The sequence below is a fragment of the Streptomyces sp. NBC_00078 genome, from assembly GCF_026343335.1.
Taxonomy (GTDB): domain Bacteria; phylum Actinomycetota; class Actinomycetes; order Streptomycetales; family Streptomycetaceae; genus Streptomyces.
This window is the reverse complement of record NZ_JAPELX010000001.1, coordinates 7733045-7746062: the sequence shown is the minus strand read 5'-3', so window position 1 is coordinate 7746062 and position 13018 is coordinate 7733045. Positions and strand designations below refer to the sequence as shown.

9 protein-coding genes are annotated in these 13018 nt (G+C 70.7%); 5 read left to right on the top strand and 4 right to left on the bottom strand.

Annotated elements, in window-relative coordinates; all coding sequences use genetic code 11:
* Positions 1–126 precede the first annotated feature (126 nt).
* The 3 genes from OOK07_RS35920 to OOK07_RS35910 all read right to left on the bottom strand — a co-directional run bounded on the left by OOK07_RS35920 (position 127) and on the right by OOK07_RS35910 (position 5827).
* The gene (locus tag OOK07_RS35920) at positions 127–2634 is read right to left on the bottom strand and encodes a SpoIIE family protein phosphatase (protein WP_266800647.1); all 2508 of its coding nucleotides are present in this window, start codon (positions 2632–2634) and stop codon (positions 127–129) included.
* Positions 2635–2785: 151 nt separating this feature from the next.
* Positions 2786–5236 (bottom strand): MFS transporter, encoded by a 2451-nt coding sequence (locus OOK07_RS35915; protein ID WP_406312906.1) that lies wholly within the window; start codon positions 5234–5236, stop codon positions 2786–2788.
* A gap of 147 nt (positions 5237–5383) precedes the next feature.
* The gene (locus OOK07_RS35910) at positions 5384–5827 is read right to left on the bottom strand and encodes an SRPBCC family protein (protein WP_266686288.1); all 444 of its coding nucleotides are present in this window, start codon (positions 5825–5827) and stop codon (positions 5384–5386) included.
* 169 nt (positions 5828–5996) lie between these two features.
* Here OOK07_RS35910 and OOK07_RS35905 point away from each other — a divergent pair, with 169 nt between their 5' ends.
* The 3 genes from OOK07_RS35905 to OOK07_RS35895 all read left to right on the top strand — a co-directional run bounded on the left by OOK07_RS35905 (position 5997) and on the right by OOK07_RS35895 (position 9212).
* Entirely contained in the window at positions 5997–7040 is a 1044-nt protein-coding gene (locus tag OOK07_RS35905) for an Rv2578c family radical SAM protein (RefSeq protein ID WP_266800645.1), read from the top strand.
* Positions 7041–7175: 135 nt separating this feature from the next.
* Positions 7176–8753 carry an alpha/beta hydrolase gene (locus tag OOK07_RS35900; RefSeq protein WP_266800643.1) on the top strand — a complete coding sequence of 526 codons (1578 nt, stop codon included), beginning with the start codon at positions 7176–7178 and terminating at the stop codon, positions 8751–8753.
* Positions 8754–8813: 60 nt separating this feature from the next.
* Positions 8814–9212 (top strand): RidA family protein, encoded by a 399-nt coding sequence (locus OOK07_RS35895; protein WP_266686285.1) that lies wholly within the window; start codon positions 8814–8816, stop codon positions 9210–9212.
* A 7-nt stretch (positions 9213–9219) separates the two neighbouring features.
* Here the strand turns inward: OOK07_RS35895 and OOK07_RS35890 are convergent, their stop codons facing one another.
* On the bottom strand, positions 9220–9795 hold the full coding sequence (locus OOK07_RS35890) for an adenylosuccinate lyase (protein WP_266800641.1): 576 nt from the start codon (positions 9793–9795) through the stop codon (positions 9220–9222).
* Between the two features lie 413 nt (positions 9796–10208).
* Between OOK07_RS35890 and OOK07_RS35885 the strand changes: the two genes are divergently transcribed.
* Together OOK07_RS35885 and OOK07_RS35880 are read left to right on the top strand one after the other, a co-directional pair.
* On the top strand, positions 10209–12014 hold the full coding sequence (locus tag OOK07_RS35885; RefSeq protein ID WP_266800640.1) for a 3-hydroxyacyl-CoA dehydrogenase family protein: 1806 nt from the start codon (positions 10209–10211) through the stop codon (positions 12012–12014).
* A 142-nt stretch (positions 12015–12156) separates the two neighbouring features.
* Positions 12157–12990: a TetR family transcriptional regulator gene (locus OOK07_RS35880; RefSeq protein ID WP_266802159.1), complete on the top strand. Its 834-nt coding sequence runs from the start codon at positions 12157–12159 to the stop codon at positions 12988–12990.
* Positions 12991–13018 lie beyond the last annotated feature (28 nt).

Below are 13018 nucleotides of genomic sequence, written 5' to 3'. Positions count from 1 at the left end.
AGTGGTCGACTTCATGATCGGGGATATCGCGGTCAGCGGGTGCACGGCAAGGTGAAGGCGCAGGTTTTCACGGGATGTTCGATCCGGCGCGCACCCCTGAGCGACTGTGGGTGCTTTCCGCGCCCGTCACAGTGTCCGCTGACGAGGCGTCAAAACCTGTTCGAACCACACCGTCTTGTGGTGTCCGGTGGCGCTCGCACCCCATTCGTGTGCGAGGTGGCTGACCACGCGCAGCCCGCGGCCCGACACTTCGTGCACACCGGCGCTCAGCAGTGCGGGCAGAGTCGGCTCGTCGTCCGTGACCTCGCACAGCAGCGCGTCGGTGCGCACCAGCCGCAGCCCGAGGCTCTCGCCCGTGGCATGCCGTACGGCATTGGTGACGACCTCGCTGACCAGCAGCTCCGCCGTCTCCACCGCGTCGGGCAGCCCCCAGTCGAGCAGCCGGGCGCGGACCAGCCGACGGGCCCGCGCCACCTCGGCCGGCTCCCGGGAGAGCTGCCACTCGGCGACGTCCTCGGTGGGGATGCCGTTGAGCCGGGCCATGAGCAGGGCGACGTCGTCCTTGCGTCCGCCGTGGGTGTTCAGGGCCCGGATGATGGTGTCGCAGGCGTCGTCCATGGAGGCCGCGGGGTGCGCCGCGGATTCGCACAGGGCGGCCAGACCGTCGCCGATATCGGCTCCGCGCACCTCGACGAGGCCGTCGGTGCACAGTACGAGCCGGTCACCGGGCGCGACCCGCACCAGAGCGGTCTCGAACGGAACCCCGCCCACTCCTATGGGCGCACCGGTCGGCAGGTGGAGCAGTTCGCTGCGGCCGTCCGCGGCGTGCACCAGTACCGGCGGGATGTGTCCTGCGTTGGAGAGCTGCAGTTCGCCGCGGATCGGGTCGTACACCGCGTACAGACAGGTGGCGAGGTAGTTCTCGCCGAGCCGCCGGGCCAGGTCGTCGAGGTTGCGCAGGAGTTGGGCGGGCGGGGTCTCCATGGTGGCCATGGTCTGTACGGCCGTACGCAACTGGCCCATCATTGCTGCCGAGTTGAGTCCGTGGCCCATGACGTCGCCGACCACCATCGCCGTACGCGAGCCGGGCAGTTTGATGGTGTCGAACCAGTCGCCGCCGACCCGGCCGAGGCGGGCACCGGGCAGATAGCGCGTCGCGATGTCGCAGCCCGCCATGCGCGGGGCGACCTGGGGCAGCATGCTGTCCTGGAGCGTCTCGGCGACGTTCTCCTGGTAGGTGTACATGCGGGCGTTGTCGAGCACCAGACCCGCGCGGGCGGCGAGTTCGGCGCCGGTGGTGCGGTCCATGTCGTCGAAGGCCTCGCGGTCCGGCCGGCGCATCAGCACCATGAAACCGAGCACCACGTTGCGCGCCTTCAGCGGGACGATCAGCAGGGAGCGGCCGTTGATGAGGGGCCGCAGGTCGCGCTTCTCGAACTCCCCTGCGATGCGGTTGCCCAGCTCCTCGCTGACCCGCGGGACGAGGACGGGCTCTCCGGTGCTCATGCACTGGAAGAACGGCGTGTGTTCGGGAAATGCGATGGCCTCGCCGACGGGGACGGTGTCGTCCCAGCGGCCCGGTTCGTCGTTGTGCTCGACCCATACGCGGTGCCATACGGTCGTGACGTCCGGCGGCCCGTCCGGGAAGCCCTCGCCGGCGAGCACGGCGGCGCGCAGATGGGTGCCGGCGAAGTCCGCGAAGCGGGGTACGGCGGCGCTGGTCACCTCGTGGATGGTCTCGCCGAGGTCGAGTGAGGTGCCGATGCCGGTGCTGACCTCGTTGAGGAACTCCAGCCGCTCGCGTACGGCCGCGTACTCCAGGTCGCGCTCGGCGCCGACCGGCACGAAGGCGTGCGCCGCGTCCTGCGCCGTGGCCGGTGCCCGCCGGCGACCGGCGCGGCGCGGGACACCCCAGTCGGGGGTGACGGGCACGCGGTCGAACTGGCTGAACTCCAGCACGGGATAGCCCAGTTCGAGGATCTGGGAGACGATGCGGCTGCTCAGCTCCGGTCCCATGTTCGGCAGGATCTCCGGCAGCCGCTTGGCCAGCTCGTCCGTGTCCGGGAGTTCGGTGTAGCGGGCGAAGCCGGGGCCGATGCGCTCGACGACGTCGTCGTAGCCCCGCTCGGCCTGGAGGCGGGCCGCGTCGGCGGCGAGGACCAGCAGGCGCGCGGGTCCGGGTCCGACCAGGGGGTAGGCCCACCACAGGATGTCGAGCCGCTCGTGCCGCGGGCCGTTGACCCGGGCGCGGCCGGCCGTCGGGTACCCGGCGCCGCCGCCCAGGGATGCCTCCAGGCCGGGGCCCAGCTCGTCGTACACGTCATGGGGGCCGTAGGCGTCGAGCACGGGTGCCGCGCCGAGGCCGTCGAAGCCTTCGCCGAGGGCGCCGGAGACCGGCAGCAGGTCGACGGCGGGGCGCCCCAGCGCGTCCTCCCTGGCGGCGCCGAACAGCCGCCGCGCGCCCGCGCTCCAGTGGGAGACCAGGCTCTCTCGGTCCACGACGACCACGGCCAGTGGAATGCGCCCGGTCGCGGCATGCCGTACCGCGGCGCCCTCCCCGGTCTCGCGTCCGGAGTCCGTGCCCTTTCCGGCTCCGCGGCCGGGGTCCACGCCCACTTCGGTGCCACGGTCCATGCCCCAGGCCCTTTCTTCCCACGGCTCCGCAAGATCTGCGTCGTCCTCACCACGGTACGGCGACGGCCGGCTGTGATGTGCGCCAATACGGGAATTGGCCCCACCGAAGTGACTCCCGAGTACACAAGGATGACCGGCCGAGGGTGAACGGTCAGTCCTCGTGGCCCAGTTGCAGATCCCGCTCGGTCCGTCCGCCTCCGGCCACCTGGAGCACCGTGGCGACGGGCGGATAGCCCGCGGCGATGACGGTGTACTCGCCGGAGGACAGGTCGACGAACCGGAATGTTCCGTCGGGTCCGGTGGTGAGCGTGTCCACGACGTTGCCCGCCGCGTCGAGCAGCGTCACGCGCGCGTCCTCGACGGGCCGGCCCCCGCCGGCCCGCACGGTGCCGCGCAGCACGGCGCCGCCCGCGAGTTCGACGTCCCGGCGCGTCTCCCGGGAGGCCTGGACGGTGACGGGGAGGGCGGCCGGGCGGAACGCGGGGGCGCCGGCCGCGAGGGTGTACTCGCCGGCCACCAGCTCGGTGATGATGTAGCCGCCCTCGCGCCCGCTGCGGGTGGTGGCCACGACCTCGCCGTGCACGTTGGTGAGGGTGACGATGGCGTCCCGTACGGGAGTGCCGTCGGCGGTGAGCACGCGGCCGGCGAGACGTCCGGCGCCGCCGAGGACGACGTCCAGCTCGACGGGGCGCTCGCCGACGGTGACGGAGACGGCCTGCGGCTGGTGGCCGGCCGCGGCGGCGATGAGGACGTAGGAGCCCGAGCCGGGCGTGGACAGCGCGTACCGCCCGTCCTCGCCGCTCGCGCCCCGCCCGACCTGTTGTCCGGCCACGTCGATGAGCGTGAGCGCCGCACGGGGGACCACGGTCCCGTCGGGGTGCTGCACGGTGCCGCAGACGGGGATTCCGGCGGTGTGCGGCGAGGTGGGGGTCCCCCCGGCCGAAGCCCCGGCGCGTGCCTGGGGGATCGGGGCGTTCACGGGCACGGGCTCCGTTTCGGCGGCGTTGTGGGACACCAGTGGTTTCTCCTTGAGGAAGCAGGCGATGAACAGGCCGACGGCGAGCACCGGGACGAGGTACAGGAAGATCCGGGGCATCGCGTCGGCGTAGGCCCGGATGTAGTCGTCGCGCAGCGGCGCGGGCAGCGCGTGGACGAGCTGCGGGGTGAGGGACTCGGGGTCGGGCAGCTGTGCGCCCGCGCGCGTGGGGAGCCGTTTCGCGAGGGCGTCGGCGAGCCGGTCGGCGAAGAGGGTGCCGAAGATCGCGGCTCCGACACTTCCACCGATCTGCCGGAAGTAGTTGTTGGCACTCGTCGCAGTGCCGAGGTCGGCGGGGCGCACTGAGTTCTGCACGGCGAGGACGAGGACCGGCATCACCATGCCGATGCCGGCGCCGAGGACGGCCATCCAGATGCTGTACTGCATTCGGGGCGTGTCGACTTCGAGCCGGGACAGCAGCCACATGCCGAGGACGGAGACGGCGCTGCCGAGAACCGGATAGAGCCTGTAGCGCCCGGTGTGGCTGATGAGCTGTCCGGAGACGATCGAAGCGCCGACGATCCCGCCCATCATGGGCAGCATCAGCAGCCCCGATTCGGTGGCGGAAGCCCCGTCGACCATCTGCAGGAAGGTGGGCAGATAGCTGGCGGCCCCGAACAGTGCGACTCCGATCACCAGTCCCACGAGGCCGGTGACGGTGAAGACGGAGTCCCTGAACAGCCTGAGCGGGATGAGGGGTTCGGCGGCGAAGCGCTCGGCGACGACGAAGAGGACGGTGGCGGCCGCGGCTCCCGCTCCGAGGCCGAGGATCGTCCGAGAGCCCCAGGCGTACTCGGTGCCGCCCCAACTGGTCAGCAGGACGAGGCAGGTTGAGGCGGCGGCGAGCAGCAGGGCGCCCGGGACGTCGAACCGCGGCTTGCGCTTCGGCTTCGGGAGCTTCAGTACGGCGGTGACGACGGCCAGGGTGAGCAGGCCGAAGGGGACGTTGAAGTAGAAGCACCAGCGCCAGGAGAGGTGGTCCGTGAAGTAGCCGCCCAACAGGGGTCCGGCCACGGACGCGAGGCCGAACGCGGCCCCGATCAGCCCCATGAAGCGGCCCCGCTGCCGGGGCGGCACGATGTCGGCGATGATCGCCTGCACGCCGATCATGAGGCCGCCCGCGCCGACGCCCTGGACCGCGCGGAAGGCGATCAGCTGGTCCATGCTCTGCGCCCGGCCCGCGAGCGCGGCGCCGATCACGAAGACGACGATGGCGAACTGGAAGACGCCCTTGCGGCCGAGCAGATCGCCGAGCTTGCCGTAGACCGGCAGACCGACGGTGGCCGTCAGGAGGTAGGCGGTGATCGCCCAGGACATCCTGTCCAGGCCGTGCAGCTCACCGACGATCTTCGGGAGCGCGGTGGCGACGATCATCTGCTCCAGGGCGGCGAGCAGCAGCGCCAGCATCAGCCCGAGGAAGACCAACCGCACCCGGCGCGGGCTCAGTTCGGCCGCCTCGGCCGCAGCGGCGGCGGGGGACGGCGGGGGCGCCACGGCCGGTTCGTCCCGCAGTTCGCCCTGCAGATCCGCCTGCAGTTCGCCCTGCGTCAGAGTGGTCCCGCCCACGTATCGCTCCCCTCGTCGCGCTGCCACACAATTTCCGCCTGAGGCGACAACTACGAGCAAGCGCGACGAGTTACGGCGGACCGGCGCGGCGTCCGGAGATCCACTCGAACCGGTGAGAGGGGTCAACAGCCGCCGCGCACCGGGGACTTACTTCTCGACCTCGGTGGCGAGCCTGGCGAGCACGGCGTCGTAGATCCGGGCGAGACCCTTGGGTGCGAACGTCTTCTCGAAGAAGCCACCGATGCCGCCCGCGCCGTTCCAGACGGTGGTCACGACGACGCGGGACTTGCCCTCGCCGGCCGGGGTGACCCGCCAGGTGGTGACCATCGAGGAGTTGCGGTCCTTCTCGACGAGCTCGCCGTCGGTGGGCTCGCCGACCTCCAGGAGGCAGTCACGGATCCGCTTGCTGGTGGCCTGGAGCTTCCAGTGGACGAGGGTGCCCTCGCCGTCGCCGCCCTCGCGCACCTCGTACTCGCTGAACTGCTCGGGCAGCAGCTTCGCGCGCGTGCCGCTGTAGTCGGCGAGGGCGTCGAACACCTTCTCCGCGTCTGCCGCGACGACCCGCTCGGTAGTGGCCTCGACCTGCGCCATTGGGTTCCTCCAGGACTTGCGTTCTCGGGGTTGGGGCAAGCCAACCACCCCCGCCCACGGCCACCCAAATCGGGGTGGCTCCGGACGCGGTCAAGCGATCGGGAACACCACTTGCACAGGTATTCGAACAAGTGTTTCACTCTGAGGGCAGGGCTATCGAGGAGGCGTCATGCGCTGGGAGAACCTCACACTGGAGTCCGGCGGCACCAGCCGCACGGCCGACGCCGCGCTGTTCGGCGCGGACGCCGTGGTCAGCCGTACCTTCGACACGCCCGAATTCCGCGGGATCACCTTCCACGAGGTGCGGGCCCGCACGATCATCAACCGGGTGCCGGGCGCCTCACGGATGCCCTTCGAGTGGACCGTCAACCCCTATCGGGGCTGCTCGCACGCGTGCGTGTACTGCTTCGCCCGCAAGACGCACACCTACCTGGACCTCGACTCGGGGATCGACTTCGACTCGCAGATAGTGGTCAAGGTCAACGCCCCGGAGCTGCTGGGCCGCCAGCTCGGCTCGCGCCGCTGGCAGGGCGAGCACATCGCGATGGGCACGAACGTCGACTGCTACCAGCGCGCCGAGGGCCGCTACCGCCTGATGCCGGGCATCCTGGCCGCGCTGCGCGACCACGCGAACCCCTTCTCCATCCTGACGAAGGGCACGCTGATCCTGCGCGACCTCGATCTTCTGGTGCAGTCGGCGCAGGTGACGGACGTCGGCATCTCGGTGTCGGTCGGCTTCACCGACCCCGAGCTGTGGCGCACGGTGGAGCCGGGCACTCCCGCCCCCGAGCGCCGCCTGGACGTCGTCCGCACGCTCGCCGAGCACGGCATCGGGTGCGGGGTCCTGATGGCCCCGGTGATCCCGTTCCTCAGCGACCAGCCCGCCCAACTGCGCGCCACCGTACGGGCGATCGCGGCCGCCAAAGCCACCTCCGTCACCCCGCTGGTGCTGCATCTGCGCCCCGGCGCCCGCGAGTGGTTCATGGCCTGGCTCACCCATCACCACCCGCACCTGGTGCGCCGCTACGAGCGCCTGTACGCGGACGGCGCCTACGCCCCGAAGTGGTACCAGCGCCGGATCACCCGTCAGGTCCACGACCTGGCCCAGGAGTACGGGATCGGCCCCACGCGCGCGGGGATGCCACGCAGGATCGGGCCACCGGAGCCGCCCGAGCCGCAGGTGTCCAAATCAACCCAACTTTCGCTTATTTGAGAGCATACGAGCGCATCCGGCAGCCCAATTGGGTCAAGTGTTGCCAGAACGAGTTCTTCCGGGGCTGCTTTCCGGGACGATGCGGCGGGGACCGTGAGACTCGCGGCCCGAAACCCTCCGTCCTGGGAGGACTCCATGAGAAAACGCGCAGCCGTGCTGTGCGGCGCCGCAGTCGTCGTGGCCGGGACCTTCACGGCCCTCCCCGCCGACGCGAACACCTCACAGACTCCGCAAACAGTTCCCGCGGCGAGACCCACCTGGAAGAACTGCGCCACCAGCGACTACCCGACGCTGCAGTGCGCTTCGCTCAAGGTGCCGCTCGACCACCGGAACCCGCACGGGAAACAGATCACGCTCGCGCTCTCGCGGGTGCAGCACACGGCGAAGAAGAGCCAGGGACCCCTGCTGGTCAATCCAGGCGGTCCGGGTGGCAGTGGCCTCACACTCGCCGGATTCGTCGCGTCCTCGCTGCCCAAGGCGGTCGCGGCCCAGTACGACGTCATCGGCTTCGACCCGCGCGCAGTGGGCAGGAGCTCACCCGCCCTCGACTGCAAGCCGGGCCACTTCAACCCGGTGCGCCCGGACTCCGTGCCGAGCACGCCGGCCATCGAGAAGGCCAACCTCCAGCGCGCCAAGTCCTTCGCCGCAGCCTGCGGCCAGAAGTACGCGAGCCTGCTGCCGTACATCAACACGACCCAGGCCGTGCAGGACATGGACTCCATCCGTGCCGCCCTGGGAGCCGAGAAGACCAGCTACTTCGGCTACTCGTACGGCACCTACCTCGGCGCCGTCTACGCCAAGCTCTTCCCGCAGCGCGTGAAGCGCCTGGTCCTGGACTCGATCGTCGACCCCACAGGCGTGTGGTACGACGACAACATCGGGCAGGACTACGCCTTCGACGCCCGCCAGAAGGCGCTGATGGCCTGGATCGCCAAGTACAACTCGACGTACAAGCTCGGCACCGACCCGGCCAAGGTCGCGGCCAAGTGGTACGCGATGCGGGGGGCGCTCGCCAAGAAGCCGGCCGGCGGCAAGGTGGGAGCCTCCGAACTGGAGGACACCTTCATCCCCGGCGGCTACTACAACGGCTACTGGCCCTACCTGGCCGAGGCGTTCGCGGCGTACGTGAACGACAAGAACGCCGATCCGCTGGTCGAGACCTATGAGAACTTCGCCGCCGTCGACGCTTCCGGGGACAACGGCTACAGCGTCTACACCTCGGTGCAGTGCCGTGACGCCTCCTGGCCGCGCGACTGGAACCAGTGGCGCAAGGACAACTGGGCGGTGTACGACACGGCGCCGTTCATGGCTTGGAACAACGCCTGGTACAACGCGCCGTGTGCCTTCTGGCCGACGGACACGCTGAAGCCGGTGCACATCGCCAACGACAAGCTGCCGCCGGCACTGCTGTTCCAGGCGACCAATGACGCGGCCACCCCGTACGAGGGGGGCGTGACGGTCCACCGACTGCTGGCCCGGTCGAGCTTCGTGGTCGAGCAGGGCGGCGGGAACCACGGCATCACGCTCAGCGGGAACGCCTGCCTGGACAAGTACCTCGCGAACTACCTGTCCACCGGCACGGTGCCGCACGGCGGCGGCAAGGTCGACGCGGTCTGCCCCAAGGTGCCCGATCCCACACCGCTGAGCACGAAGGCGGCATCGAAGTCCGCCGGCGGCTCGGAGCTGCACGGCATCCTGGGCTTCCGCGGCTGACGCACCTGCGACGCGAGTCCCGTCGGGGGCGATGTCAGACCCATGGTCCACGATGGACGCATGAGTGAGCTGACCAGAATCCCCGCCCCCGACGGGGTCTTTCCCGCCGCCCAGTACAGCCACGTCGTCATGGGCACCGGCCGTTTCGTCGCGGTCGCCGGCCAGCTCGCGCTGGACGAGGGCGGCAGGATCGTCGGCGAGGGCGACCCCGAGGCCCAGGCCCGCCAGGTCTTCGAGAACCTCCGCCGCTGCCTCGCCGCCGCCGGCGCGAGCTTCGGCGACGTCGTCAAACTCACCTACTTCGTCACGGACATGGCCCACCTGCCCGCCATCCGCACGGCCCGCACCGCCCACCTGCCCGACGACCGGCTCCCCGCATCCTCGGCCGTGCAGGTCGCCGCGCTGGTCCGGCCCGAGTTCCTGATGGAGATCGAGGCGTTCGCGGTCGTGGGGGCCTGACGCGATGTCACCTCTGCCTGGGAATCCGGGCCAGCGCCCGTACCGCCGCCTCCGCCAGCCCGGGGTGGGCCAGGGCCTCGTTGAGCACGGGTGCGGCGCGGGAGTCCTCCAGGCTGCCGAGCCCCTCCACGCAGGCGAGGGCCACGCGCCGGTACGGGTCGTGCGGGCGCAGCCTCCGCTGCAGAGCGGTGATCAGCGCCGGGACGGACTCGGGGGCGCGCAGCTCGGTCAGGAGTCGCACCGGGTGGAGGGCGTAGGCGACACGGAGTTCGTTGGTGGCGAGGGCGGCGGCCGCGCGGGCGGTGCGCGGGTCGTCGAGGCGGGCGAGGGCGTACGCGGCGGAGGCGCAGCGCTGCGGATCACGGTGGTTGAGGAACAGGACGAGGGACTCGAAGGCGCGCCGGTCGCCTGCGAGCCCCAGCCGGAACGCGGCCAGCTCCCTGGCCCACATCGGCTGCCCGGGTTCGGTGAGCACCCGTGCCAGCTCGTCGGGATCCTCGGTCGCCACGAGACGGTCGTACGCGGCTGCCGTTCCCGACTCCCTGCGTAAACGCTCCGTGAGTGATCGCAACTCTTCGTCCATGCCACCGAGATTAGAGGGGCCGTCGATCTCTCGGGACGTACATCACAAACACTTACAAGGACAAGGACTAGCGCGCTCGTTACCCGCCGGTTAAGCTCAGAAGAGCGAGTTACCCACTCGCACACCCGCTTACGACGGCCTGGTGACGCAGCCGTTGTGAGAGCAGTCGGTTCGGTACCTCACGTACCGCAGCACGACCCGGCCACGGGACAGGGCCGGTCGGATCTCCGTATCTCCACCGTTCGCTCCAGGCGTGTGCACGCCCATGGCGACGGCACCGGGCGTGTGCGCATGCAGCCCGGCAACACCCGCACTCATTCACGCACCCGGTGCGCCAGGGTCCGGCTTCGACGGGCCTGACTCGGCGCCCCGGGCGCGCTCCCAGTCGTCACCCTCATTCCTGGAGTCCCGCGATGGCCACTCCCCTGTCCCAGACCCCTTCCTCCGCGCTCACGACCATTGCCGTCGTCGGCCTCGGCACGATGGGCACCGGTATCGCCGAGGTCCTCGCCAAGGCCGGCCGCGAGGTCGTCGGCATCGACATCAGCGAGGCCGCGACCGCCAAGGCCCTCGCCACCCTGGAGGCCGCCACCGCCCGCGCAGTCGAGCGGGGCCGGCTCACCGAGCAGGAGCGCGCCGGCGTCCTCGCCCGTGTCCGCACCTCCACCGACCTGCGGGACGCGGCCGACGCCGACCTCGTCATCGAGGTGGCTCCGGAGTCGTACGAGATCAAGCATCAGATCTTCCGCGAACTCGACGGCATCGTGCGCCCGGAGGCGATCCTGGCGACCGGCACCAACGCCCTGTCCGTGACCCGCCTGGCCGCCGACTCGGCCCGCCCGGAGCGCGTGCTCGGCCTGCACTTCTTCAACCCGGCACCGGCGATGAAGCTCGTCGAAATCGTCTCGTCCGTGCTGACCGCGCCGACGGCCGTCACCGCGGTCACCAACCTCGCCCTGGACCTCGGCAAGGAGCCCGTCGCGGTCGGCGACCGGCCCGGCTTCGTCGCCGACGGGCTGCTGTTCGGCTATCTCAACCAGGCCGCCGCGATGTACGAGGCCAAGTACGCCTCCCGCGAGGACATCGACGCCGCCATGCGGCTCGGCTGCGGGCTGCCGATGGGGCCCCTCGCCCTGCTCGACCTGATCGGCGTCGACACGGCCCGTACGGTCCTGGAGGCCATGTACGCCGAGTCCCACGACCGGCTGCACGCACCCTCCCCGATCCTCAAGCAGCTCAGCGAGGCGGGCCTGACGGGCCGTAAGTCGGGCCGCGGCTTCTACACGTACGAGGCTCCGGGCAGCGCCACCGTCGTGCGGGACGCGCTGACCCCTCTGGACGGCGACACGCTCACCCCGGGCCGCGAGGTCCGCTCGGTCGGCGTCGCCGGCTCCGGCACCATGGCGTCCGGCATCGCCGAGGTCTTCGCCAAGGCCGGGTACGAGGTCGTCCTCGCCGCGCGCAGCGAGGAGAAGGCGCAGGTCGCCAAGGCCCGTATCGGCAAGTCGCTCTCGCGCTCCGTCGACAAGGGGCGGATGACCGCCGAGGCCGCCGCGCAGACCCTGGACCGGATCACCGCGGCGGGTTCCTACGAGTCCTTCGCCGAGGTCGACCTGGCCGTCGAGGCGGTCGCCGAGGACCTGGAGATCAAGCAGCAGCTGTTCGCGACGCTGGACAAGGTCTGCAAGCCGGGCGCCGTCCTGGCCACCACGACCTCCTCGCTGCCCGTCGTGGCCTGCGCCCGCGCCACCTCGCGCCCGCAGGACGTGATCGGCATGCACTTCTTCAACCCGGCGCCGGCGATGAAGCTGGTCGAGGTCGTCCGTACGGTGTTGACCGCCGACGACGTCCACGCCACCGTCCGTGAGGTGTGCGGACGGATCAAGAAGCACGCGGTCGACTGTGGAGACCGTGCGGGCTTCATCGTGAACGCCCTGCTTTTCCCGTACCTCAACAACGCGATCAAGATGGTGCAGGAGCACTATGCATCTCTTGACGACATTGACGCGGCGATGAAGCTGGGCGGCGGTTACCCGATGGGCCCCTTCGAGCTTCTGGACGTCGTCGGGCTCGACGTCTCCCTTGCGATCGAGAAGGTCCTGCACCGCGAGTTCCGTGACCCGGGCCTGGCACCCGCGCCGCTCCTGGAGCACCTGGTGGCCGCGGGCTGCCTCGGCCGCAAGACAGGCCGTGGCTTCCGCGAATATGCCCGGCGCTGAGCACGACGGCGACTGGTTCGCAGGCGAGACGGACTGGGGCGGACTGCTCGATCCCGGCAGTCATCACCCGGTCCACGGACTCGACGTTCCCCCGCCCGCACAGGGCGGGGGGACCCCCGTACGGGCGCAACAAGCTGCGCACATGCAGTACGTTCGGGTCATGTCCCAGCCCGCCAGGTCCTCACGTACACCAGCCACGCCCGACGCACCGGAAAGTGCCGCAGGCAGTCGCGCGGCCGCCCAGCGGCTCAAGATGCGCCGCGAGCTGGCGGCCGCGGCGATGGAGCTGTTCGCGACCAAGGGGTACGAGGCGACCACCGTCGACGAGATCGCGGCCGCTGCCGGGGTCGCGCGCCGCACGTTCTTCCGCCACTTCCGCTCCAAGGAAGAGGCGATCTTTCCCGACCACGACGACACCTTGATCCGTGCGGAGGCCGTGCTCAACGCGGCTCCCCCGCACGAGCACCCGCTCGACACGGTGTGCCGCGGCATCAAGGAAGTCATGCGGATGTACGCGGCCAGGCCGGAGATCTCGGTCGCCCGCTACAAGCTGACCCGCGAGGTACCCACCCTGCGCGAGGCGGAGATCGCGTCGGTGGCCCGCTACGAGCGGCTCTTCACCCGCTACCTCCTCGGCCACTTCGACGAGCACGCGCACGACGACGACGCCAACGACGACCCGCTGCTGGCGGAGGTCGCCGCGTCCGCCGTCGTCACGGCCCACAACCACGTCCTGCGGCGCTGGCTGCGGGCCGGCGGGCAAGGCGACGTGGAGGCGCAGCTGGACCACGCCTTCGCCATCGTGCGCAAGACGTTCGGGACGGGCATCGGGGCAGGCCGTTCGACGGCGCAGAAGCCGGCGGCCGCGCCCGCGACGGTGTCCGCTCACGGCGAGGTCCTGGTCACCGTCGCCCGTACCGACGCCCCGCTGGACGAGGTCATGCGGACCATCGAGGAGGCGCTCAAGGTGCGCTGAGGCGTTCCGTCGAGCTGTGATGGCGGCC

Excerpts from the sequence above, each read along its gene's own strand:
- OOK07_RS35920 (WP_266800647.1), bottom strand. The coding sequence starts at position 2,634 with ATGGACCGTGGCACCGAAGTGGGCGTGGACCCCGGCCGCGGAGCCGGA.
- OOK07_RS35910 (WP_266686288.1), bottom strand. The coding sequence starts at position 5,827 with ATGGCGCAGGTCGAGGCCACTACCGAGCGGGTCGTCGCGGCAGACGCG.
- OOK07_RS35885 (WP_266800640.1), top strand. The coding sequence starts at position 10,209 with ATGGCCACTCCCCTGTCCCAGACCCCTTCCTCCGCGCTCACGACCATT.
- OOK07_RS35880 (WP_266802159.1), top strand. The coding sequence starts at position 12,157 with ATGCAGTACGTTCGGGTCATGTCCCAGCCCGCCAGGTCCTCACGTACA.
- OOK07_RS35895 (WP_266686285.1), top strand. The coding sequence starts at position 8,814 with ATGAGTGAGCTGACCAGAATCCCCGCCCCCGACGGGGTCTTTCCCGCC.
- OOK07_RS35905 (WP_266800645.1), top strand. The coding sequence starts at position 5,997 with ATGCGCTGGGAGAACCTCACACTGGAGTCCGGCGGCACCAGCCGCACG.
- OOK07_RS35890 (WP_266800641.1), bottom strand. The coding sequence starts at position 9,795 with ATGGACGAAGAGTTGCGATCACTCACGGAGCGTTTACGCAGGGAGTCG.
- OOK07_RS35900 (WP_266800643.1), top strand. The coding sequence starts at position 7,176 with ATGAGAAAACGCGCAGCCGTGCTGTGCGGCGCCGCAGTCGTCGTGGCC.